The sequence below is a fragment of the Nocardia panacis genome, assembly GCF_003598715.1.
In the GTDB taxonomy this organism is placed as follows: domain Bacteria; phylum Actinomycetota; class Actinomycetes; order Mycobacteriales; family Mycobacteriaceae; genus Nocardia; species Nocardia panacis.
Map to the genome: position 1 here is coordinate 440,954 of NZ_QZFU01000029.1, position 23,346 is coordinate 464,299.

Consider the following 23,346-nt stretch of genomic DNA (forward strand, 5'->3'; position numbering starts at 1 on the left):
GTACCGGTACCCATGATTGCCGACCGGCATGACAAGATTCCATGACGTGACTGCGCGTTGTTTCGATTCCTCGGCCATGCCGACCGTGACCATGGTCGGCGGCGGGCAATTGGCCCGCATGACCCATCAGGCCGCGATCGCTCTCGGGCAGCGGCTGCGGGTGCTCGCCGAGAATCCCGACGATCCGGCCGCGCAGGTGACCCCGGACGTGGTGTTCGGCAGCCACACCGACCTGGCCGCGCTGCGCAAGGCCGCCATCGGCTCGCACGCGCTCACCTTCGACCACGAACATGTGCCAACCGAATACCTCGAGGCGCTGGTGGCCGAGGGCGTCAATGTGCAGCCGCCGCCCTCCGCACTGATCTACGCGCAGGACAAATTGGCCATGCGCGCCAAACTCGCCGAACTCGAGGTCCCGATTCCGGCCTTCGTGCCGGTGACCACGCCGCAGGACGCGGTGCGTTTCGGCGCCGAACACGGCTGGCCGATCGTGCTCAAGGCGGTGCGCGGCGGGTACGACGGTCGCGGTGTCTGGATGCCCGAATCCGCCGAGGCCGCGAGCGAGATCGTCGCCGAGCGGTTGGCGCAGGGTGTCCCGTTGCTGGCCGAGGCGAAGGTGCCGCTGCGGCGGGAGCTCTCGGCCATGGTCGCGCGCTCGCCGTTCGGTCAGGCCGCCGCGTGGCCGGTGGTGGAGACCGTGCAGCGTGATGGGCAGTGCGCGGTTGTCATCGCGCCCGCACCCGACCTTTCCGAGGAGACGGCCACGGCCGCCGAGGCTTTGGCACTGGATCTCGCGCGCAGCCTCGGCGTGGTGGGCGCGATGGCGGTGGAACTGTTCGAGACCACCGACGGCGCGATCCTGGTCAATGAGTTGGCCATGCGCCCGCACAACTCCGGACACTGGGGTATGGACGGCGCGCGCACCGGTCAGTTCGAGCAGCACCTGCGCGCGGTCCTCGACTACCCGCTGGGCGATACCGCGCCGCTGGCCCCGGTGACGGTCATGGCCAATATCCTCGGCGCGCCGCAGGCGCCGGACATGTCGATGGATGAGCGATTGCATCATCTGTTCGCCAGAATGCCGAAGGCCAGGGTGCATCTCTACGGCAAGGGCGAGCGGCCCGCCCGCAAGATCGGGCATGTGAATGTGCTCGGTGACGAGGTCGCCGAGGTGCGGGAGAAAGCGGAGCGCGCGGCACATTGGATGTCGCACGCCATTTGGACAGACGGGTGGAACCCACATGAATAAGCAGGAAGGCTCCGTGCCTGTGCCTGATGGGCGCTCCGCGGGCTCCGCGCCTGCGTTTGATGGGCACTCCGCAGGCTCCGCGCCTGCGTTTGATGGGCGCTCCGCGGGCTCCGCGCCTGCCGTGGGCCTGATCATGGGCAGCGACTCGGACTGGCCGACCATGGAGGCCGCCGCAGAGGCGTTGGCGGAGTTCGGGATTCGTTTCGAGGTTGGCGTGGTATCGGCTCATCGCACCCCGCAGCGCATGCTCGACTACGCCCGCGAGGCGGCCGGTCGCGGGTTGCGAGTGATCATCGCGGGCGCGGGCGGTGCGGCCCACCTGCCGGGCATGGTGGCCTCGGCCACGCCGCTGCCGGTCATCGGGGTTCCGGTGCCGCTGAAGTATCTCGACGGTATGGATTCGCTGCTGTCGATCGTGCAGATGCCCGCGGGTGTGCCGGTCGCCACCGTCTCCATCGGCGGCGCGCGCAACGCGGGTCTGCTCGCGGTCCGGATCCTGGCCGCGCATGATCCCGAATTGCGTTCGCGCATGGAGCGTTTCCAGGCGGGGCTGGAGCAGATGGTGCTGGAGAAGGATGACGCCCTGCGCCGCAAGCTGCTGGGCAGCTAGCCGGGTCGGGCCGTGACGATTGAGCCCGGTCGGGCGGAGACCATCGAGTCCGGTCGGGCCGAGCCCACAGAGCCCGGTCGGGCGGTGACCGGCGAGCCGAGCGCGGAGGCGGTCCGGTTCCGGCTGGCCGTGGTGGATCAGGCGTTGCGACTGTTCGACGAGCGCGGGTACGAGGCGACGACGGTCGAGGAGATCGCGGAGGCGGCGGGGATCTCCCGGCGCACCTTCTTCCGGCAGTTCCGGTCGAAGGAGGATGTGATCTTCGCCGATCACGAGGCGCAGCTGGCCGCCGCGGCGGTCTATCTCGGTGCGGCGCACGAGGATCCGTGGGAGGCGGTGTGCGAGGCGGCGGTGCAGGTGTTCGAGCGTTTCACCCAGTGGCGCGAGATCGCTGCCCGCCGCTATCAGGTGGTGCGGCGGGTGCCGGCGCTGCGCGAGCGCGAGATCGTCACGGTGTTCAGGTACGAGCGGTTGTTCACCGACTTTCTGCGTAAGCGGTTGCCCGACACCCCGGATCTGGCGAGGGTGCAGTTCACCGCGTCGGTCACCGCGACGCACAACTATTTGCTGCGTCGGATGGTGCGCGGTGAGTCGGCGGCGGGTGCGGCGGATCTTCGGGCCGAGTTGGCCGCGATTGCGCGCGGTGGCGCGGCGGCGCGTTCGGACGCGGAGATGGTGCTCGCGGTCTTTCCCAGGGACATGCCGCCAGGTCGAATCGCCGATCTGCTGAGTCGGCGGCTCGGTACGCTCTGAGGTGAGTCTCACACCGCTTTGACACTCAGTGCCAAGACATAACGCCAAGTCGCCTCGAATTTCGGGCGTATACTCGGCCACGATATGGCACTGAGTGCCGATGGCGCTGGTTGATAGCACCGAGTGTCCGGCGGCAGTAGTCGACGACCACGAACCAGGAGTGTGCCCCATGGCGGGAAATCCGGATTTCGATCTGTTCAAGCTCGAGGACTTCCACGATGAGCTGCGCGCGGCCATCCGCGGCCTGGCGGAGAAGGAGATCGCGCCGTACGCCAAGGATGTCGACGGCAATGCCCGCTTCCCGGAGGAGGCGCTGACCGCGCTGAACGCCGCAGGCTTCAATGCCGTACACGTGCCGGAGGCATACGGCGGTCAGGGCGCGGATTCGGTGGCCACCTGCATCGTCATCGAGGAGGTGGCGCGGGTCTGCGGCTCCTCCTCGCTGATTCCCGCCGTCAACAAGCTCGGCACCATGGGCCTGATCCTCAATGGCTCCGAGGAACTCAAGCAGAAGGTGCTCGGCGATATCGTCAACGGCGAGATGGCCTCCTACGCGCTCTCGGAGCGCGAGGCGGGCTCCGATGCCGCGAGTATGCGCACCAGGGCGCGTCGCGAGGGCGACGACTGGATCATCAACGGCTCCAAGTGCTGGATCACCAATGGCGGCCGGTCGTCCTGGTACACCGTGATGGCGGTGACCGACGCGGACAAGGGCGCGAATGGTATCTCGGCGTTCCTGGTGCACAAGGATGACGAGGGTTTCGTCGTCGGCCCGCTCGAGCACAAGCTCGGCATCAAGGGTTCGCCGACGGCCGAGTTGTACTTCGAGAACTGCCGGGTGCCGGGTGAGCGCATCGTCGGCGAGCCGGGCACCGGTTTCAAGACCGCGCTGCAGACCCTGGATCACACCCGCCCGACCATCGGCGCGCAGGCGGTCGGTCTGGCGCAGGGCGCGCTGGACGCGGCCATCGCCTACACCAAGGACCGCAAGCAGTTCGGCAAGTCCATCGCCGACTTCCAGAACACCCAGTTCATGCTCGCCGATATGGCGATGAAGATCGAGGCCGCCCGCCTCATGGTCTACACCTCGGCCGCGCGCGCCGAGCGCGGCGAGCCGAACCTCGGTTTCATCTCCGCCGCCGCGAAGTGTTTCGCCTCCGATGTGGCCATGGAGGTCACGACCAACGCGGTGCAGTTGTTCGGCGGTGCGGGTTACACCACCGACTTCCCGGTCGAGCGGATGATGCGCGACGCGAAGATCACCCAGATCTACGAGGGCACCAACCAGATCCAGCGACTGGTCATGTCGCGGGCGCTGCTGCGCTGAGTTCGGCTGGGCAGGCCCACGATTCGACGGGGTGGTGCGGGATTTACTCCCGCACCACCCCGTTCGCATTTGCTCGCGCCGATCGATCCGAAATGCAATCGAGGCCGATCGGTTGTCTTCCGATGTTATCGGTGACGAATTCGTTACTGGTCTGCGCGTGTTTCTCGATTGCTACCTCCTCGAATTGTCGGAAGCACTCGCAAATGACGTGCAGCGCGGCATATCCTTGGCTCGTCGCGCATTGGGGGTGGTTGGGGGTGTGTTGGGGGCCTTATCGGACGAACTGTCCCGCGCGTTAACGTTTTTGGCTACTCGGTCGCTCCAAATCCAGACCCCGGAAATTGGGTAGTAATTACCCGTGTTTTCGCGCGGAATTTGAGGGGATACTCGGACGTATAACGCGATGAGGTGACGCATGACCAAGATCGTTATCGGACCGCGGTCGGGGCTGAATTGGATCCCGCTGTCCAATACCGAGATCGTGTGCCCGTTCACCAGATCCACCCTCGGGGTGGTGCGCGAGTGGGCACGCACGTATTTGACCGGCACATCACCCGAGCTCGGTCGCGAGGGGCCGGTATGTCCGTATGTGGGACCGGCCATTCGACGCGACCTCATGTGGGTGGGCCGGATTCCGGGCAGCAGACCGTGGCCGGAGTTCATCAGGCTGGTGCTGGCCGACGCGCTGGAGCTCTACCCGAAACTGCCGCCGACCGAGGGCGGCGCCACGGTGCTGCGCACGCTGGTCACCGTATTTCCGGGGCTGCGCGACTACTCGCTCATCGATGAGCTGCACGCCGAACTCAAGTCCGAGTTCGTCGCGCAGGGTTTCATGCTCGGCCAGTTCTACCCCGGCTGTGCGCAACCCGGATTGTGGAACAAGGACTTTCATCCGTTGGACGCGCCCGTCCCGATGCTGGTGGTGCGCCCCATGATGGCCACCGACTTCCCCTTCCTGCTGGAGCGCACGGAGTGGATGTCGGCCTATGTCAAGAAGTTCGCGCCCGCACTGCCCGCCCATGTGCGGCATGCGGTGGTCTCGCGGCTGATGGCGGGTCCGCAGACCGAAATCGCGGCCTATCGGGTCGGGGAGGCGCCGATACCCGCAGGACGGACCGCGCGGTGAGAGCCGACCGGATGGGCCGATTCATGAGCCTGTGGGAGACAGGGAAATGACGCACGGCGTTTCGATGACGGAGTTTCCGCTCTCGCCCGCGCAACTGGGCATGTGGTACGCCCAGCAGCTCGATCCGGCCGTACCCCTCTACGAGGCGCAGTACATCGAGATGGCCGGACCGCTCGATATCGAGGTGCTGCGGACGGTCTCGGCGCGGGCCTCGCGGGAGTTCGGTTCCGGCCTGCTGCGACTGATCGAGAAGGACGGTCGGCCGTGGCAGGCGGTGGACGAGGGCGCCGAACCCGAACTCGGCTATCTGGATCTCAGCGATGCCGCCGATCCCGATGCCGAGGCGCTGCGGTGGATGCGCGCCGACGTGGCCGCGCCGATGGACCTCTACCGCGATCCACTGGGAATGTCGGTGCTGATCCGGGTGGGGCCGGATCGGGTGCTGTGGTACTCGCGCTGTCATCACATCCTGCTCGACGGCTTCGGTTCGGTCGGGCTGCTGTACCGGGTGGCCGAGCTGTACAACGCGGCGGTGGCGGGGATCGCGCCGAAGGAATCCGGGGCGATGCGGCTCTCGGAGATCCACGCCGCCGAGATGAGCTACCGCGAGTCGTCCCGATTCGCCGCCGACGCCGCCTACTGGTCCGAGCGGACGGCGGACATGCCCGGACAGTGCAGTCTGGTCGAGGCGCAGGCGCCGGCGCATGCGCTGGGTCGTCAGCATCGCGTCACGCTTTCGGAGCCGGTCGTCGGGCGATTGGCCGCGGCGGGCGCGCGTTTCGAGGTCGGCGCCCCCGCCTTGGTGATGGCGGCGCTCGCCCTCTACTACGCCAGGACCACCGGGCGCGACGAGGTGGTGCTGAGCCTGCCGGTCTCGGGTCGGACCACGGCCATGCTGCGGCGCTCGGGCGGCATGCTGGCCAATGTGGTGCCGTTGCGGATCGCGGTGCCCGCCTCGAGCACGGTCGGGGATATCGTCGCCGCTATCCGGGTCGAGGTTTCGGGCGCGCTGCGGCATCAGCGTTTCCGGCACGAGGAGATGCGCCCCGAGCAACTGCACGCGGACGTGGCCTTCGGTCGCGGACTGGTCGGGCCGGTGGTGAACATCATGCTGTTCCCGACGGAGGTCGAATTCCACGGTGTGCGGACCGAGCTGCACGTGCTCACCTCGGGGCCGATCGAGGATCTGTTCGTCAACCTGTACCAGCACGGTGCGCGCGCCCCGATCCACCTCGACTTCACCGCCAATCCGGATCTGTACGACGCGTCATCGCTTGCCCGCCACCACGATCGGTTCATGGCGCTGTTCGAGTCGCTGCTCGGTGCCGAGCCGGGGACGCCGGTGCGGGAGCTGGACTACTTCCTGCCCGATGAGCGGCACCTGAGCGCGGGCGTGCGGGGACCGGCCGCCCCCGCGCCGCGGCTGCTGTCACAGCTACTGGATCGCGGCCTGCGGGCGGCGGGACCGACGGCACCAGCCGTGCTGGATGGGGTGCGGACACTGAGTTACGGCGCGCTGGACCAACTCTCGCTGCGACTGGCTCAAGCGCTGCTCGCGCGGGGTGCCGGACCCGAGTCGAGTGTGCTTGTCGCACTGCCCCGTTCGGTGGAGTCGGCGATCGCCCTGTGGGGTATCGCGCGATCGGGTTCGGCGTACGTGCCGATCGGGAATGGGATCCCGGTAGAGCGGGTGGCCAGGATGGCCGCCGAATGCGGTGCGCGCCTGGGCATCACGACCGCGGATCAGGTGCGCGAGTTGCCGGGGTCGATCTCCTGGTTGGTCATCGATGACCTCGGGGAACCGGACCCGATGGAGCTCCCGGCGCCTAGACCGGAGCATCCGGCCTACGTGGTGTTCACCTCCGGATCGACCGGTCTGCCCAAAGGTGTCGTGGTCACCCATGCCGGATTGGCGGGTTTGGCCGCCGCCGTGCGCGATTCGTACGCGGCGGGTCCGGGCTCGCGGGTGCTGCACTGCCTGAATCCGGGTTTCGACGCCTCGTTGCTGGAATTGCTCGTCGCCTTCGGATTCGGTGCGACACTGGTCATCGCCGACGGCGATTCGGTCGCCGATACCGGGCTCGCGGACGCGATCCGCGATTTCGGTGTGACGCAACTGTGTACGACCCCGGCCGTATTGGCGACACTGCAGGTCGGGGCGCTTGATGGCGTGCGGGTCGTGTCCATCGGCGGCGAGATCTGTCCGCCGGAGCTGATCGCGAGATTCGGGCCGGGGCGGGCGCTGCTGAATTCCTATGGGCCGTCGGAGACCACGGTGGCGGCCACCTTCACCGCCGGGTTGGTGCCGGGGGAGGCGGCCGGGCTCGGCGAGCCGGTGCCGGGCGTCGTGCTGCTGGTGCTGGATCGGTCGCTGCGGCCGGTGCCGATCGGGATGCCGGGCGAACTGTATGTGGCCGGTTCGGGGGTGGCGCGCGGGTATGCGCGACAGGCCGGGCTGACCGCGGAACGGTTCGTGGCCAACCCGTACGGTCCGGGGCGCATGTATCGGACCGGCGATCTGGTCCGGTGGCGTGCGGTAGCCGACGGTCCGCAGCCGATTGTCCTGGAATACCAGGGGCGCGCCGATTTCCAGGTGAAACTGCGCGGGATGCGGGTCGAGCCCGGTGAGGTCGATGTGGTGCTGGCGGCCCATCCGGCGGTGGAGATCGCGGTGACGGTGGCGCGGCGCACGGCGGCGGGCGGTTCGGTACTGGCCTCCTATGTGGTGCCCTCTTCGAACACCGGCGCGGATCATGCGTCGCCCGCGCTGGAAATCGCCGAGTTGACCGAATTCTGTGCCCGTCGACTACCCGGTCATATGGTTCCCGCCACCGTCACCGTGTTGGACGCGCTGCCGCTGACCCGCAACGGCAAGGTCGACCGCGCCGCGCTGCCCGAGCCGGAATTCGAGGCGCCCGAACAGATCCGAGCTGCCGGAACCGAGACCGAGCGGGTGCTGTGCGCGCTGTTCGCGGAGGTGCTGCGGACCGAATCCATCGACCCCGAGTCCTCGTTCTTCGCCCTCGGCGGCGACTCCATCATGTCCATTCAACTGGTCTCGCGTGCCCGCGCGGCCGGGTTGGTCTTCTCGGCCCGAGACGTTTTCGAATATCCGACCCCGGCGGCGCTCGCCTCGGTGGCGGCCGCTTCGACCGATGGTCGCGCGGTGCTGCGGGAACTGCCCGGCGCCGGCATCGGTCCGGTCGAACCCACTCCGATCGTGGCGTGGCTGCTCGACAATCCGCAGGGCTGGCAGCATTTCGGGCAGTCGATGGTGCTCGAACTGCCCTCGGGCATCGATCGGCTCGGGTTGCGTCACACCTTGCAGGCCGTGCTGGACCGGCACGACATGTTGCGGGCCAGGTTGGTGAACGGCCGGCTGGAAACCAGGCCCGTCGGCGCCATCGACGCCGACACGGTGATCAGTTGCGCGGATTCGACTGTCGAAGAGGCGGTTTCGGCGGCGTCGGCGCGACTGGCGCCCGAGGAAGGCGTGATGTTCGCGGCCACCTGGCTCCAGTCCGGACGACTGGTGCTGGTGGTCCATCATCTCGTCTTCGACGCGGTGTCCTGGAGGATCGTGATCGCGGACCTGATCGCGGCATGGGGGCAGGTGGCGGCGGGTATCGCGCCGACACTGCCCGAGGTCGGCACCTCCATGCGAACCTGGGCGCACGCGCTTTCGGCTGCGGCCGCGCGGGATTCGTGGATGGATGAGGCCGACTACTGGGCCGGAGTGCTCGGCGGGTCCACCGCCGCGTTGGGGCGGCGGGCACTGGATCCGCGTCGCGATCTGCGCCGTGACACCGGGCGGATCGAGGTGAGGATCCCGGCGCGGGTGTTCGGTCCGCTCGCCGAGCGGATGCCGATCGCCTTCCGGGCCGGTGTCGAGGATGCGTTGCTGACCGCCCTCGCAGTGGCGCTGGCTCGGTGGCGGCCCGATCGCGCCGACGCGCTGATCATGCTGGAGCGGCACGGCCGCGAGGAATCGGTAGTCCCCGGCGCGGACCTCTCCCGAACAGTGGGGTGGTTCACCAACCAGTTCCCGATTCGGCTTGCCCTGCCGCAGCCTGATTCGGGACTGCCGCAGCCGAATTCGCATCGATCCGAGCAGCTGTCCGCCGCGATCAAAGCGGTCAAGGAACAGGTGCGCGCGGTGCCGCGCGGCGGGATGGGCTATGGGTTGCTGCGCTACCTGAATCCGGAAATTGCTGCGCGACTGGGTAATACGCCGCAGATCGGGTTCAACTACCTGGGACAGGTCCTCGGCGCGGCGCGCGGACCGTGGCTGCCGGTGTCGATCGGGCGCGAACTCGGCGGCGTGGGTGCGGCGGGGCTGCCCGCGACCGCGGTGGTCTCGGTGGACGCGGTGAGCATCGAGACCGAGGCCGGATCGCGACTGCACGCGGTGTGGCAGTTCGCCACCGGGGTCATCGAGCGCGAGGACGTGGCAGCGCTGGTGCGACACTGGGTTTCGGCGCTCGCCGACCTGGCCGATCTGGTCGGCGAACCGTCCTCGGGCGGGCTGACGCCGAGCGACCTCGGGCTGGTTTCGACGGATCAAGCCCGCATCGACGCCTGGGAGTCGCACTACCCCACCATGATCGACGCGTGGCCGCTCGCACCGTTGCAGCGCGGACTGCTGTTCCACGCACAGTTGGCGGGCGAGGGTGCGGACGGCTACTCGGTCCAGTCGGTGATCGATCTCGAGGGCGAGATCGATGAAGACCGCATGGCAGGCGCGGCCCGCGCGCTGCTGGCCCGCCATGACGCGCTGCGCACCGCGTTCGTCACCGAGGACGGCGCGGTGCAATTGGTATTGGCCTCGGTGGACCTGCCGTGGCGCTGCGTCGCGGCGACACCGCAGGAGTGCGAGGCGCTCGCCGAGGCCGAACTGGCCGCGCCGTTCGTGCCTGCCAGGCCGCCGCTCATCCGTTTCCTGGGACTGCGGTTGGGACCGCGCGCGATGCGGTTGGTCATCACCAATCACCACCTGATCCTGGATGGCTGGTCGATGCCGCTGCTGTTCGCGGAACTGCTCGCACTGTATGAGAGCCCCGGCGCGACGTTGCCCGCACCGGTCTCCTTCCGGCGCTATCTGGAATGGCTTGTCGCGCAGGATGTTCCGGCGGCGCGACACGCCTGGTCCGCCGCCATGTCAGGACTGGGGGGACCCACGCTGGTCGCCGCCACCAGGCCGCCCGCCGCGCGCGTCAACGGACCCGAGTCGCCCGCGCTCTCGCTGCAGGTGCCACTGGCCGACGAGACGGCCACGGCATTGGCTGCCGCGGCCGCTTCGCGCGGGATCACGCTGAACACGCTGGTACAGGTCGGCTGGGCGCTGCTGCTCGCCGAACTGACCGGCGGCGACGACATCGTCTTCGGTGCCACGGTGTCGGTGCGCCCACCCGAACTCGCAGGCGCGCAGCGCGCGGTGGGCATGCTGGTGAACACCATCCCGGTGCGCATCGCACTGGCCCCCGACGAGACCGTGGGCGACCTGCTGACCAGAGTCCGCCGCGAACAGGGCGCGCTGCTCGACCATCACTCGCTGGGGCTCACCGAGATTCAGGCGCTCGTCGGTGTCGGCGCGCTGTTCGACACCGCGACGGTCTTCGAGTCCTATCCGGTGGACACGGCGGCACTCTCGGCGGCCACCGATCGAGTGGGCCTGCGGGTCAAGGGCTTTCGTGGACGCGACGGCACCCACTACCCGCTGTCGCTGGCCGCCTACGCCAGGGACGGGTTGCGGTTGGTGCTCAACTACTCGCCGTGGCTGTTCGAGGACGACGAGGCGGTGGACTTGGCGGGCAGGCTGGCCTGGATCCTCGGCCGCTTGGCCGCCGATCCGCGCCGACCGGTCCGGCAGGTGCGCGGCGGCGCTCCCGGCGACTATCCGGGTGTGCTGCGCGCTCGACCCGAACCGCTCCGGTTGCTGCCCGATCTGCTGGCGGACGGGGTGCGGCACGGTCGGATCGCGGTGCGGTGCGGTTCGCGCGAAGTCGACCGCGCCGGAGTCGGCTCGGCGGCAACCGATATGGCGGGAATCGGCCCGGCTGGAACCGGCATCGCCGGAGCCGGCCCAACTGCTGCAATCGGCACGGTTGCAATCAACCCGGTTGGAACCGGTACGGCCGGAATCGGCATGGTCGAGATCGAGTACGCCGAACTCGACCACCGTTCGAATCGGTTGGCCCGGCGGCTGATCGCGGCGGGCGCGGGACCGGAATCGGCGGTGCTGCTCGCGCTGCCGCGCTCGGTGGAATGGTTCGTCGCGGTGTGGGCGATCGCCAAGTCGGGCGCGGCGTTCGTCCCGGTCGACGGTGGGGCGCCTGCCGAACGCGTAGCCGCGATGGCGGCGGGTTCCCGTGCGCGCCTGGGCATTTCGAGACAGGACCGGCGCGACAACCTACCCGGCACCATGGAATGGCTCCTGTTCGACGAGCCCGACTGGGAAACCTTCGCGGCCGAACCGATCGACAATGCCGATCGGCGCGCGCCACTGCGCGGGGCGCATCCGGCCTACATCGTCTACACCTCCGGATCGACCGGCGCGCCCAAGGGCGTGATCGTCACCCACGCCGGACTCTCGGGTCTGGTCGCGGGTATCCGCGCGCACACCGGCGTCGGTCCGGGCGATCGGGTGCTGCACTGTCTCAATCCGGCCTTCGACGCGGCGACGCTGGCCTGGCTGAGCACCTTCGCCGCAGGCGCGACCCTCGCCCTGGCCCCGCCCGATAGCGCGGCAGGCGACGAATTGTCCGCCGCCATCCTGGATTCCGCCGCGACCCAGGTGGTCGCGACGCCCGGTCTGCTCGCGACGGTGCCGAAGGAGGACCTGTCCGGCGTGCGCGTGGTGCTCACGGGCGGTGAGGCGTGCCCGCCCGAATTGCCCGCCCGCCTCGGCAGCGGCCGCGCGCTGCTGAACTCCTACGGACCGGCCGAAGCGACGGTCGCCGCCACCTGCACCGCGCCGCTGACCCCCGGCGACCCCATCGGACTCGGCGCACCGCTGCCCGGATCCGGGATGGCGGTGCTGGATCGGTGGTTGCGCCCGGTGCCGCTCGGCGCGGTGGGCGAGCTGTACCTGATGGGCAACGGCCTGGCCCGCGGCTATGTCGGGCGGTCCGGACTTTCCGCGGAGCGGTTCGTGGCCAACCCCTTCGGCGCGGCGGGCGCGCGCATGTATCGCACCGGCGACCTGGTGCGACGGATCTCGCACGCCCGCATGGATTTCGTCGGACGCAATGACACCCAGATCAAACTGCGCGGCATCCGGGTCGAACCCGGTGAGGTCGACGCGGTGCTGCGGTCGCGGCCCGGTATCGCCATGTCGGTGACGGTGGTGCGCGAAAGCGCCTCGGGTGTCAAGGCATTGGCCTGCTATGTGGTCGCGGGATCCGACGGCGCGATCACCCCGGCGCGGGTGCTCGAGTACGCGGCCGCGCGACTGCCACGCTATCTGGTGCCCGCCACGGTGACGGTGCTGGACGCGCTGCCGCTGACCGCCAATGGCAAGGTGGATGTGCGGGCGCTGCCCGAACCGGCCCGGTCCGTGGCCGAATACGTCGAGCCGGTCGGCCCGCAGTGCGCCGTGGCGGATGCCTACGCGGCAGTGCTCGGGCACGAGCGGGTCGGCGCCGAGGACGATTTCTTCGCGCTCGGCGGTGATTCGCTCACCGCGACCAGGGTGGCCGCGCGGATCGGTGCGGAACTCGGGACGCAGGTGCCGGTGCGCATCCTGTTCGAGACGCCGAATGTGCGGGAGTTGGCCGCGCGGATCGGCGGCGCGGCGCGGGCCGGGACGGTGGGTCCGCGTCGGGGTCCGCGTCCCGCGCTGATCCCGCTCTCGCCTGCGCAGCAACGGATGTGGCTGATCAATCAGTACGATCCGACTTCGGGGGCCTACAACATTCCGGTGGCGCTGCGACTGCGCGGACGGCTGGATCTGGCGGCACTGCGGGCCGCCCTCGGCGATGTGTTGGATCGGCACGAGGCGCTGCGCACCGTCTATCCGGCCCGTGACGGCATCGGACATCAGGTCGTCGTCGCCGAAGCCCTCGCGCCCCGACTTGATCCGGAGCCTATATCGATGGACGAAGTGGTCGGGGTCGTCTCCGACTGCGTGACCGAGGGTTTCGACCTCACCGCCGCGATCCCGGTGCGGGGCAGACTGTTCCGACTCGACGACGCGGACCATGTCTTGGTGCTGGTGGTGCACCACATCAGCGCGGACGGGTTCTCCATGGGTCCGCTCGCGGCCGATCTGATGGCGGCCTATCACGCGCGCGGTGCAGGCCATTCGCCAAAGTGGCCCCCGCCGGCGGTGCAGTACGTGGATTACACACTGTGGCAGCATGATCGGCTCGGCTCGGCCGAGGATCCGCAATCGCTGCTGGCCCGACAGTTGGACTTCTGGCGAACGACGCTGGCGGGTATGCCGGATCTGCTGGAGTTGCCCACCGATCGTCCGCGCCCGGCCACCGCTTCGCTGCGCGCCGAAACCGTACTCGCTCAGGTGGATTCCGACCTGAGCGCGGCGTTGACCGTTGTGGCGCGGTCACGGCGGAGCTCATTGTTCATGCTGCTGCACGCGGCGCTGGCGGTGTTGTTCGCGCGGTCGAGCGGGCGCGCGGATATCGCGCTCGGCACACCGGTGGCGGGTCGGGGCGCGAGTGAACTCGACAGCGTCGTCGGCATGTTCGTCAATACCGTGGTGCTGCGCACCGAGGTGCGTGGCGCGGAAGCGTTCACCGCGCTGCTCGACCGGGTCCGGCGCGCGGATCTGGAGGCATTCGACAACGCCGATGTGCCGTTCGAGCAGTTGGTGGACGTGCTCGAACCCACCCGTTCCGCCGCGCGGCATCCGCTGGTGCAGGTCATGCTGGTCTTCCGGAATCTGGCCCCGGTGGATCTCACACTGCCCGACCTGCGGGTCGAAGCCATCGAACTCGACCAGCAGACCAGCCGATTCGACCTCAGTGTGACGGTATCCGAGCGGGCCGATGGCGGGCTGACTGTGCGATTCGGATATGCCACCGATCTCTTCGACCGCGCATCCATCGAAAGGCTTGGGCAGCGCTGGATTCGGCTGCTGCGCGGCATCGCTGCCGCCGCCGACGCACCCGTCGGCGATATCGACCTTCTCGACGACGCGGAGCGCGTGGGCTTGTCGGGTGGGCCGGCGCTCGCGACGCCCCAAGTGCTACCGGATCTGCTCGCGGCCGCCGTTTCGGCGCGACCGGACGCGATCGCGGTCACCGACGGATCGATCTCGCTGACCTACCGCGAACTCGACCGGCGTTCGAACCGACTGGCCAGAGCGCTGATTCGGGCCGGGGCCGGGCCGGAGCGGTTGGTCGCCATCGCGCTGCGGCGGTCGGTGGATTCTGTGCTCGCGGTATGGGCGGTGGCCAAATCTGGGGCGGCCTTCGTACCGGTCGATCCCGCCTATCCGGCCGAGCGGATCGCGCAGTTGCTCACCGATTCCGCAGCCGCACTGGGGATCACCGCCGCGGCGACGGTGGACGCCCTCCCGGCCGGGGTGCGCTGGTTCGTACTGGATCAGCCGGTCGAATTCTCGGACGCGCCCGTCACCGAGCGGGAGCCGCTGCGGGCCGAGCACCCGGCCTATGTGCTATTCACCTCCGGATCGACCGGGCGCCCCAAGGGCGTCGTCGTCACCCACGCCGGTCTCGCGAATGTGGCGCTCGCACAGCGGGAACGCGGCGAGACCAGCCCCGATTCGCGGATCGCGCACCTGGCCTCGCCGAGTTTCGACGCCTCGGTGCTGGAACTGCTCATGGCGGTCGGACCCGCCGCGACCCTGGTGGTGGCCGGGCCGACCGAATTCGGCGGACCGGATCTGGCCGAACTGCTGGTGCGCGAAGGGATCACGCATATCGCGTTGACACCGTCGGCACTGGGTTCGGTGGACCCTGCGGCCGTCGCCTCGGGCGCGTTGCGCACGATCATCACCGGCGGTGAGGAATGCCCGCCGGAACTGGTGACCCGGTGGGCCGCCGCGGGCCGCAGGCACTTCAACGACTACGGCCCCACCGAGACCACCATCTGGGCTTCCGGGAGCTCTGCCCTGTGCCCCGGTGACGAGGTCACGATCGGCGCGCCGATCGCAGGGATGACCGCGCTCGTATTGGACGATCGGCTGCACCCGGTCCCAGAAGGCGTGGTCGGCGAGCTCTATCTGACCGGAATCGCCTTGGCGCGCGGCTATCACGGTCGCGCGGGGCTCACGGCCGACCGGTTCGTGGCCGCGCCCGCCGGCGCGCGAATGTATCGCACCGGCGATCTGGTGCGTCGCCACGGCCGGAATCTGCACTATCTCGGGCGTTCGGATCTCCAGGTCAAGCTGCGCGGCCTGCGCATCGAACTCGGCGAGATCGCCTCGGCCCTGCGTACCGACGACACGGTGGATCAGGCGGTGGTCGATGTGCACGTCGATCCGGCGGTCGGTGAACTGCTCGTGGCCTACGTGGTGCCGACCGATCCCGAACTCTTCGCTCCCGATCGGCTGAAAAGCGTGGTGGCCGCACGTCTTCCGTCCTACATGGTGCCCTCGGCCATCGTGCCGCTTGGCGAGCTGCCGCGCACCGCCAACGGCAAACTCGACCGACGTGCGCTACCCGCCCCGCAGATCAGGTCGGGTCGCTATCGCCCGCCGCAGACACCTACCGAGCGCGCGGTGGCCGAGGCATTCGGCGAACTGCTCGGCCTCGAGCGCGTCGGCCTCGACGACGACTTCTTCGCGCTGGGTGGCAATTCGCTCATCGCGACCCGCATCGCCGCGCGCCTGGGCGCGGCCCTCGATGTCCGGATCCCGGTGCGCACCGTCTTCGACGCGCCGACCGTGGCCTGCCTCGCGGCGGCGGTGCGCACCGTCACCGATCCACCTGGTCCGCGCCCCGGTCCGCGCCCGCGCCCGGAACACATTCCGCTCTCGGCGGCGCAGCGGCGCATGTGGTTCCTGAACCGCTACGACCCGGCCTCACCCGCGCACAATGTGCCGGGCGCGTTCGAGATCGGCGGCGACGTCGATGCCGCGGTGCTGCGCTCCGCTGTCGCCGATGTCATGGCCAGGCACGAATCGCTGCGCACCATCTACCCGGTCGACGCCGCGGGCGAGCCGTATCAGCACATCCTGCCGATGTCGGAAGACCTGGTGCCGCTACGGGTTTCGGAGATCGGGTCCGATTCGACGATCGATCGCGCGATGCGCCTGGCGGCCAAGGGATTCGATCTGACGGTCGAGTTGCCGATGCGAATCTGGCTGCTGCGGGCCGAATCCGGACCCGCTCTGCTCATCGTGGTGACCCATCACATCGCCTCCGACGGCTGGTCGCTGGCCCCGCTGACCAGGGATGTCATGATGGCCTGGGCCGCACGTTCGGTCGGAACCGCGCCGCAGTGGGATCCCATGCCGCTGCAATACGCGGATTACGCGCTGTGGCAGCACGAACTGCTCGGCGCGGACGACGATCCGGGCAGCGTCGCGCACCGGCAGTTGACGTACTGGCGCGCCGCGCTCGCCGGATTGCCGCAGGTGCCCGCACTGCCCACCGACCACCCGCGCCCGGCGGTGCTGACCCATCGCGCCGAGATGGTGGAGTTCCGTCTCGACAGCACGGTGCAGCGGCGGATTCGCGAGCTCGCGCGCGGGCAAGGGGTGAGTATCTTCATGGTCGCGCACGCGGCGCTGGCCCTGCTGCTGTCCCGGCTGAGCGGTGCGCGGGATGTGGCCATCGGTTCGGTCACGGCGGGGCGCGGGGACGGCGAACTCGACGATCTGGTCGGCATGTTCGTCAATACGCTGGTGCTGCGCACCGATGTCGATCCGGACAGCACCTTCGAAAGCTTCTTGGCCGCGGTCAAAGACACCGACCTCGATGCCTTCGGGAACGCGGATGTGCCCTTCGAGCGTCTGGTGGAGGTGCTGGCCCCCGCCCGCTCGACCGCGCACCATCCGCTGTTCCAGGTGCTGCTGGTGTTCCAGAACTTCGAGACCGAGCGGGTGCGCCTGCCCGGTGTCGAACTGCGGCAGGTCGAAATGCCCTCGGTGGGCGCGAAATTCGATCTGGAGTGGATGCTGGCGGAGGAGTTCGCCGCCGACGGCGCCCCGGTCGGCATTCGCGGCACGCTGACCTTCGCGTGCGATCTGTTCGAGCCCGCGACGGTTGCCCAGTTGACCCGGCGTTTCGTGGAGATCGTCGAGACAGTAACCGCGCACCCCGCAGTGGTCGTCGGTTCGCTCGAGGTCACCGCGCCGCCCGGCACTGTTCGCAGGCTCGCGCCACCCGCCCCGCGACATCGGGTCGATCTTCCGTATCGTCCGCCGGGCACCCAGCTCGAGCGGGCGGTCGTGGCGGCCTTCGAGGAAGTGCTCGACGCGGAGCGGGTCGGCCTGGACGACAACTTCTTCGAACTCGGCGGCACCTCCATGGTGGCCATTCGACTGGTGGCCGCGGTGCGTGCGCGCATCGACCGAAATGTGCCGGTGCAGTGGATGTTCGGTGATCCGACACCGGGCGGGCTCGCCATCCGGATCGAGGAGGGCGATGCCGGGGCGGCGGATCCGGCCTTGCGGCCCGTGCTGCCGCTGCGCGCCGCCGGGGCGGGATCCGCGCTGTTCTGCGTCCATCCGGCCATCGGATTGGCCTGGGGCTACGCGGGTTTGGTGCAGTATCTGGACGACGGCCATCCTGTTTACGGACTCCAGTCACCCGGCATCACCGCCGACCAACCGCGTACCCAACTGGTCGAGCGGGCCGCGCGCTACGCCGATGAGATCCTGCTGACCCAGCCCGCAGGTCCCTACCGGGTGCTCGGATATTCGGCGGGCGGCCCGATCGCGCACGCCGTCGCGGTGGAGTTGCAGCGGCGCGGCGAACACGTCGCGGCGCTGGTCATCATGGACGGTCGCGCCGATGTCGAACCCGAGAGCGCCACCGAGGCCCCGCCGCCCGAATACCTGCTCGCCGAATTCGGCGGCGTCGACCCGGCCCTGCTCGGCGCGGACGATATCCCGCTACCCGAGCGAGCCGCCGCCCTGCTGCGCGCCAACGGCGGCATGTTCGGGGCGCTCACCGCCGCCGACCTCGAACGGCTCTACGTCGACTACCTGGAGTTGGTCCGGCAGGCCGCCGACTACCGCCCGGCGGTCTTCGAGGGCGATCTGCTGTTCTTCAGCAGCACCGACGCCCGCGCGGGCGTCGGTCTGAACGTCGACACCTGGCGTCCGTATATCGGGGGCACGATCGACAATCATCAGATCCCCTTCGCACACAATCGGCTGACCAGTCCGGAAGCCTTGGCGATCTTGGGTCCACTGCTCGCCCAGTATTTGCGGCGACACTGAGCATTCGACGTGCGCCCTAGGGGCGTGGCCAGGTACAGTGTGTGCAGACGGTTGGAGCAGGGTGCCCCCGCATAGAGACACCCGCTCGTAGGATTACTTGGACCGCAACCGTCGGACCAAGAGGTAGAACGCCCCGGCTAACAGGACAATGCTCGCAACAGCGGTCCAGTCAGCCGGGGCACTCGGTTTCCGGTGCTTTCCAACGGTTTTGTGATGCTTACCCAAGACCTACACCTCTTTCCTAGGGACGGGGAAGGACCAGTTCCTTCGCCCCCCGGAGAGAGGTGACACCACCTTAGCGCAACTTCCGGACCAATTCCGTTGCCCCCTGGCCTATCTGAGCAGGTCAAGCGACCGAAAGGGCACGGATACCCTGTGCGCCTTGCTGATTAAGCGACCAAGTCGGCGTACTCGGGGTGCGCCGTGATGTAGTCATCCACATACCAGCAGGTGGGGATAACCGAAAAGCCTTGGGCACGTGAATCATCCAGGGCGAATCGGACAATATCGGCGGCCACGCCGCGCCCGCGGAATTCGGGAAATGTCATGGTGTGGTGGAATTCGCGCACCTTTGTTTCCGGATTGTCCGCATAATCGGCGTACCCGGCCAAGGTGTCGTCGAGATAGATTTCGAAACGGGTGGCGGCGGCATTGTGCGCGAGCCTTTTGGTCATGATCGGTGAAACCTTCTGATGGTGCGGATTTGTTCCGTCAGAGCACCGCGCCGGGATTCAGAATCCCGTGCGGGTCCAGGGCATCCTTGATCCGCTGGGTGAGCGCCATGACATCCGGGCCGAGCTGATTCGGCAGCCACGCCTTCTTCAGCCTGCCGACACCGTGTTCGCCGGTGATGGTGCCGCCCAGCGCGATGGCCAGATCCATCACCTCGCCGAAGGCGCGGTGCGCGCGCTCGGTATTGGCCGCATCGGTCGGATCGTGCAGGATCAGCGGGTGGGTATTGCCGTCGCCCGCGTGCGCGATCAGCGACACGGTGACTTGATTGCGCGCGCCGATCTCGGCGATACCGGTCACCAATTCGCCCAGGCGGGGCAGCGGGACGCCCACATCCTCGAGCAGGAGCGCGCCCTTCCTCTCCACGGCCGGGATGGCAAAGCGGCGCGCGGCGGTGAACGCCTCGCCCTCCTCGGCGTCCTCGGTGTGGAAAACCTCGGTGGCTCCGGCTTTCTCGCAGGCGGCGGCCATGATCTCGGCCTCGCGGGCCGCGAATTCGCCCGGTGCGTCGGACCGGGCCACCAGCAGCGCCGCCGCCGCGCGATCCAGGCCCATGCGCAGTTCGTCCTCGACCGCGTTGATGGTGACCCCGTCCATGAATTCGAGCATCGAGGGCCGCAACTGTCCGGTGATGGACAGGATGGCCTCGACGGCCGCATCCAGGGTCGCGAAACTCGCCACCACGGTGCTCTGCCGCGGCTGCGCGGGCAGCAGACGCAGGGTCAGTTCGGTGATCACGCCGAGGGTGCCCTCGCTGCCGACGAACAGCTTGGTCAGCGACAGACCCGCCGAATCCTTGAGCCGGGGGCCGCCGAGCCGCACCACGGTGCCATCGGCCAGCACCACCTCCATGCCGAGGATGTAGTCGGTCGTGACGCCGTACTTCACGCAGCACAGCCCGCCCGCGTTGGTGGCCGCGTTCCCGCCGATCGAGCAGATCTCGAAGGAGGACGGGTCGGGCGGATACCACAGGCCGAACTCGGCGACGGCGCGTTTGACCTCGGCATTGAGCAGTCCGGGCTGGGCGGTGGCGATGCGGGTGACCGGGTCGACCACGATGGCCCGCATCCGCTCGGTGCTGAGCACGATCCCGCCCTCGACGGCGGTCGCGCCGCCGGACAGACCGGAGCCCGCCCCGCGCGGCACCACCGGAACCCGGTGTTCGTGCGCCCAGCGCAAGGTGGTCGCGACCTCCTCGGTGCTGCCGGCGCGGACGACGGCCAGCGGGGTGCCCGCGTCGGGGTCGCGCGCCCAGTCCTGGCGGTAGGTCGCGAGCAGGTCGGGATCGGTGAGCACAGCGCCCGCAGGCAGGCGGGCGATCAGGTCATGCAGTGGCACGCCTGCCACGCTAGCGCCCTGATCGCCGCGACGGGCGCAGGCGCGGGTTTGCCGGACGCTCACCTGCCGGACACCTGGCACGGGCAGGCTGGCCGGGTGCCTGATTCGGGGAGTGTCACCGAGACAGCGGCCGACCGATTCTCCCGCTGGTGCGAAAACGTCGTCGCGCGCCTGCCTTTGGGATTGAATCGTCTTGTCGCGCCGACCTTTCTGGGTTTCGCGTTGATCAACGGCTTTACCTTCGGGGTGGATCTGGCACTGCTCACGCTGCTGCACGGCGGGCTGGGGCTGCCGGTGTGGCTCGCGGTCACTCTCGCCTATGTCTGCGCGTTCGGGTTGAGCTTCCTGCTCAATCGCACCTTCAATTTCCACTCCCACGCCCCCGTCGGTCGGCAGGCGGCGGTGTACGCGGTCGTGGTCGCGATCAACTATCTCGTCTTCATCCTCGGCGTCGGCAGCGGGCTGGCCGCGCTCGGCGTGCAGTACCACCTGTCGCGGCTGCTGGCCGGTGGGTGCGAGGCCGTCTATATGTACAGCGCCATGCGATGGGTGGTGTTCCGACGGCGGGCCGCGCGTCCACTCGGGGAACACGTGCACTGACGAGGCCGCGGCCGGACCCAGTACACTCCGCCGGTGGCCGATGGCAAACTCGAAATTCAAATGCTGCACGACCGGGTGATGGTCCGGGTTGCCAATGAGGCGGGGGAGCGGCGCAGCAGCGGTGGCATTCTGATTCCGGCGACCGCGCAGGTGGCCAAGCGGCTGGTCTGGGGCGAGGTGTGCGGCGCGGGTTCGCACGTGCGCGCGGTGCAGCTCGGGGACCGGGTGCTGTTCAGCGCCGACGATCAGTACGAGGTCGAGGTGCAGGGGCATGCCTATCTGGTCATGCGGGAGCGGGATCTGCACGCGGTCGCGAACGAGCGTCCCGAACACGGCACCGGGCTCTACCTCTAAGCCCTGCTTCGGCTTATACGGGGGTCATGACGCCGTTGGCGTGATGAACTCCTCGACGCGTGCGCCGTCGACGACGACGGCATCGTCGTCGGTGAGCGCCCAGTGCGCGCGGCCTTCGGCCCGATACTTCGCGGCGAGTCGGTCGCCGGCACCGTCGGGATCGGTGGGCGAGGCGATATGCGGGACGATCGGGCGATCCACCAAACCCAGTCCGTCCCAGCGGGGTTCGATGCCGCAGGCGGTGCGCGCCTCGGCCGGGTCGTCGGCCGATTCCAGGCCGTGCAGATCCGGGGTCATGACGCACGCGCCCGCACTGTAGCCCGCGTAGACGAGCGCGTCGGCGGCGAGCAGTCGGGTCAGCGCGCGATCGGCCCCGCTGCGGGCGAATTGGGCGCGCAGCACGAAGGTGTTGCCGCCGCGCACCCAGAGCAGCGGGTAGCCGGACAGCGTGTGCTCCAAATCCGCGGCTCGGCCGAGATAATCGCGCAGGTCGACGACCTCCGGTGTGTAGCCGAGTCGCCGCAGCGGGACCACATCGGAGGCCACCGCCGCCCGCCAGGCACTGGGCCAGGCGTCGCAGGCATTGGGGATGACCGCGACCCGGCCCGGCGGACCCGCCAGTTCGGCGAGGCGGTCGTAGTGCGCCCCGAATCGGTAGCTGGACAGGAACAGTCGCATCTAGATCGTGAAGGCCAGGTTCTCGATGACCCGCCTCCCCAAGGCGGTGTCGCCGACGCAGGTGATCTCGCCGCTGTGCTCCGCCGCCGTGGTGCGTCCGCCGCCGAGTCGCGCGAAAAGTCCCGCGTCCAACGTGATTTCGACGGTGGCGGGCGCGGTGTGGGCCGCGACGTAGGCGGCGCGCTCGTCGACCTCGATGTGCAGTTCGCGGGCGAGTGGGCCGGTGAGGTCGAAGGTGATGCGCGAATCGCGGGGCGCGCCACCGCGTTTCACCACCACCCTGGGAATGGAGCCCGCGAGTTCGGTGAAGGCCAACCGCGCGCGCGGCGCGCCCTCGTCGACGGTGCGGCCCAGGGCGTCGGCGATATCGAGTTCGTGCATCCAGCAATCGAACAGTCGTACCCGCATGAACCGGCCATAGGCGACCTGACCGATGGGCGAGGGGGTTTCGGCCGCCCATTCGGCATCGCCCATCGCGGCCAGCACGGTCCGCCGCCGACCGGTGACCTCGCGGAAGCGTTGCAGCAGTTGCGCGCCGGTCAGTGGACGCAGCCGCTGCACCCAGATCTCGTTGAGCGCCGCGGTCTCATTGCGCACGTGCGGCAGGGTGCGCACATCCACCTTCTCGACACCTTCTCCCAGCGCGGGCGGTTTCTCGCCGAGCAGCCAGGATTCCGTGCCGACCACATGGGCGAGCACATCGAAGACGGTCCAGCCCGGCAGCGGTGACGGTGTGCGCCACGCGGATTCGTCCAGGTCGGCCACCAGGGCCGCGAGCGCGTCCCACTCTTCGCCGAGCGCCACGACCAGCGGTCCGCGCTCCAGGGTCGGGTCGGTCATGCCGGATGCCTTTCTGTCGCGGCGCTACTGGCCGGGATCGAGCGCCGCGAACCCGGCGCGGTCGCGATCCGGCAGAACACGCGGTCGTTCACCGGCCCGACCTTACGGGTCGATCATGATGTACGTCACTATCCGGGTGGGTCATATCGCGCTGAGCTGTCGGCATTTCCGGCCCCGAGGGGAATCCGGCATAACTCCGGAAACCGACTCCCCGGTGTGACGGGCATCTCAGATACGCTCACGACGGGCCGGGTAAGGTTTGCAGATCCACGGCAACTTACTCACAAGTAACCAGCTACGGACCGGCACAACGGCGCAGTCGGCGGGATATGCGGATCGCTCGGCCGAACCATCGATGGCTCGAAGG

The 23,346-nt window shown here is 68.8% G+C and carries 12 protein-coding genes; 8 read left to right on the forward strand and 4 right to left on the reverse strand.

Annotation, left to right across the window (positions count from 1 at the left end; all coding sequences use genetic code 11):
- Positions 1-28: 28 nt before the first annotated feature.
- From D5S18_RS24375 to D5S18_RS24405, 6 genes are all read left to right on the forward strand, one after another.
- Positions 29-1,249: a 5-(carboxyamino)imidazole ribonucleotide synthase gene (locus D5S18_RS24375; RefSeq protein WP_120043392.1), complete on the forward strand. Its 1,221-nt coding sequence runs from the start codon at positions 29-31 to the stop codon at positions 1,247-1,249.
- Positions 1,250-1,382: 133 nt separating this feature from the next.
- Positions 1,383-1,859 (forward strand): 5-(carboxyamino)imidazole ribonucleotide mutase, encoded by a 477-nt coding sequence (gene purE, locus D5S18_RS24380; RefSeq protein WP_120043500.1) that lies wholly within the window; start codon positions 1,383-1,385, stop codon positions 1,857-1,859.
- 84 nt (positions 1,860-1,943) lie between these two features.
- Positions 1,944-2,612 (forward strand): TetR family transcriptional regulator, encoded by a 669-nt coding sequence (locus D5S18_RS24385; RefSeq protein ID WP_120043501.1) that lies wholly within the window; start codon positions 1,944-1,946, stop codon positions 2,610-2,612.
- A gap of 169 nt (positions 2,613-2,781) precedes the next feature.
- Positions 2,782-3,939 (forward strand): acyl-CoA dehydrogenase, encoded by a 1,158-nt coding sequence (locus tag D5S18_RS24390; RefSeq protein WP_120043393.1) that lies wholly within the window; start codon positions 2,782-2,784, stop codon positions 3,937-3,939.
- A gap of 415 nt (positions 3,940-4,354) precedes the next feature.
- Positions 4,355-5,065, forward strand: coding sequence for a DUF6875 domain-containing protein (locus tag D5S18_RS24400; RefSeq protein WP_239003973.1), 711 nt, complete (start codon positions 4,355-4,357; stop codon positions 5,063-5,065).
- Between the two features lie 64 nt (positions 5,066-5,129).
- On the forward strand, positions 5,130-18,437 hold the full coding sequence (locus D5S18_RS24405; protein WP_158607944.1) for a non-ribosomal peptide synthetase: 13,308 nt from the start codon (positions 5,130-5,132) through the stop codon (positions 18,435-18,437).
- Between the two features lie 389 nt (positions 18,438-18,826).
- Here the strand turns inward: D5S18_RS24405 and D5S18_RS24410 are convergent, their stop codons facing one another.
- Positions 18,827-19,111 (reverse strand): GNAT family N-acetyltransferase, encoded by a 285-nt coding sequence (locus tag D5S18_RS24410; RefSeq protein WP_120043396.1) that lies wholly within the window; start codon positions 19,109-19,111, stop codon positions 18,827-18,829.
- A 37-nt stretch (positions 19,112-19,148) separates the two neighbouring features.
- Positions 19,149-20,507, reverse strand: a complete 1,359-nt coding sequence (locus tag D5S18_RS24415) for an FAD-binding oxidoreductase (RefSeq protein ID WP_120043397.1) — start codon at positions 20,505-20,507, stop codon at positions 19,149-19,151.
- 96 nt (positions 20,508-20,603) lie between these two features.
- Here D5S18_RS24415 and D5S18_RS24420 point away from each other — a divergent pair, with 96 nt between their 5' ends.
- Positions 20,604-21,107: a GtrA family protein gene (locus D5S18_RS24420; RefSeq protein ID WP_239003974.1), complete on the forward strand. Its 504-nt coding sequence runs from the start codon at positions 20,604-20,606 to the stop codon at positions 21,105-21,107.
- Between the two features lie 33 nt (positions 21,108-21,140).
- Entirely contained in the window at positions 21,141-21,461 is a 321-nt protein-coding gene (locus D5S18_RS24425) for a GroES family chaperonin (RefSeq protein WP_120043399.1), read from the forward strand.
- Positions 21,462-21,485: 24 nt separating this feature from the next.
- Here D5S18_RS24425 and D5S18_RS24430 read toward each other — a convergent pair whose 3' ends face one another.
- The gene (locus D5S18_RS24430) at positions 21,486-22,139 is read right to left on the reverse strand and encodes a Type 1 glutamine amidotransferase-like domain-containing protein (RefSeq protein WP_120043400.1); all 654 of its coding nucleotides are present in this window, start codon (positions 22,137-22,139) and stop codon (positions 21,486-21,488) included.
- Positions 22,140-22,979: a maleylpyruvate isomerase family mycothiol-dependent enzyme gene (locus D5S18_RS24435; RefSeq protein WP_120043401.1), complete on the reverse strand. Its 840-nt coding sequence runs from the start codon at positions 22,977-22,979 to the stop codon at positions 22,140-22,142.
- Positions 22,980-23,346: the final 367 nt, after the last annotated feature.

Bases quoted from the DNA above. Each gene is read 5' to 3' on its own strand.
- D5S18_RS24375 (WP_120043392.1), top strand. From the start codon at position 29: ATGACAAGATTCCATGACGTGACTGCGCGTTGTTTCGATTCCTCGGCC.
- purE (WP_120043500.1), top strand. From the start codon at position 1,383: ATGGGCAGCGACTCGGACTGGCCGACCATGGAGGCCGCCGCAGAGGCG.
- D5S18_RS24390 (WP_120043393.1), top strand. From the start codon at position 2,782: ATGGCGGGAAATCCGGATTTCGATCTGTTCAAGCTCGAGGACTTCCAC.
- D5S18_RS24405 (WP_158607944.1), top strand. From the start codon at position 5,130: ATGACGGAGTTTCCGCTCTCGCCCGCGCAACTGGGCATGTGGTACGCC.
- D5S18_RS24410 (WP_120043396.1), bottom strand. From the start codon at position 19,111: ATGACCAAAAGGCTCGCGCACAATGCCGCCGCCACCCGTTTCGAAATC.
- D5S18_RS24435 (WP_120043401.1), bottom strand. From the start codon at position 22,979: ATGACCGACCCGACCCTGGAGCGCGGACCGCTGGTCGTGGCGCTCGGC.
- D5S18_RS24430 (WP_120043400.1), bottom strand. From the start codon at position 22,139: ATGCGACTGTTCCTGTCCAGCTACCGATTCGGGGCGCACTACGACCGC.
- D5S18_RS24400 (WP_239003973.1), top strand. From the start codon at position 4,355: ATGACCAAGATCGTTATCGGACCGCGGTCGGGGCTGAATTGGATCCCG.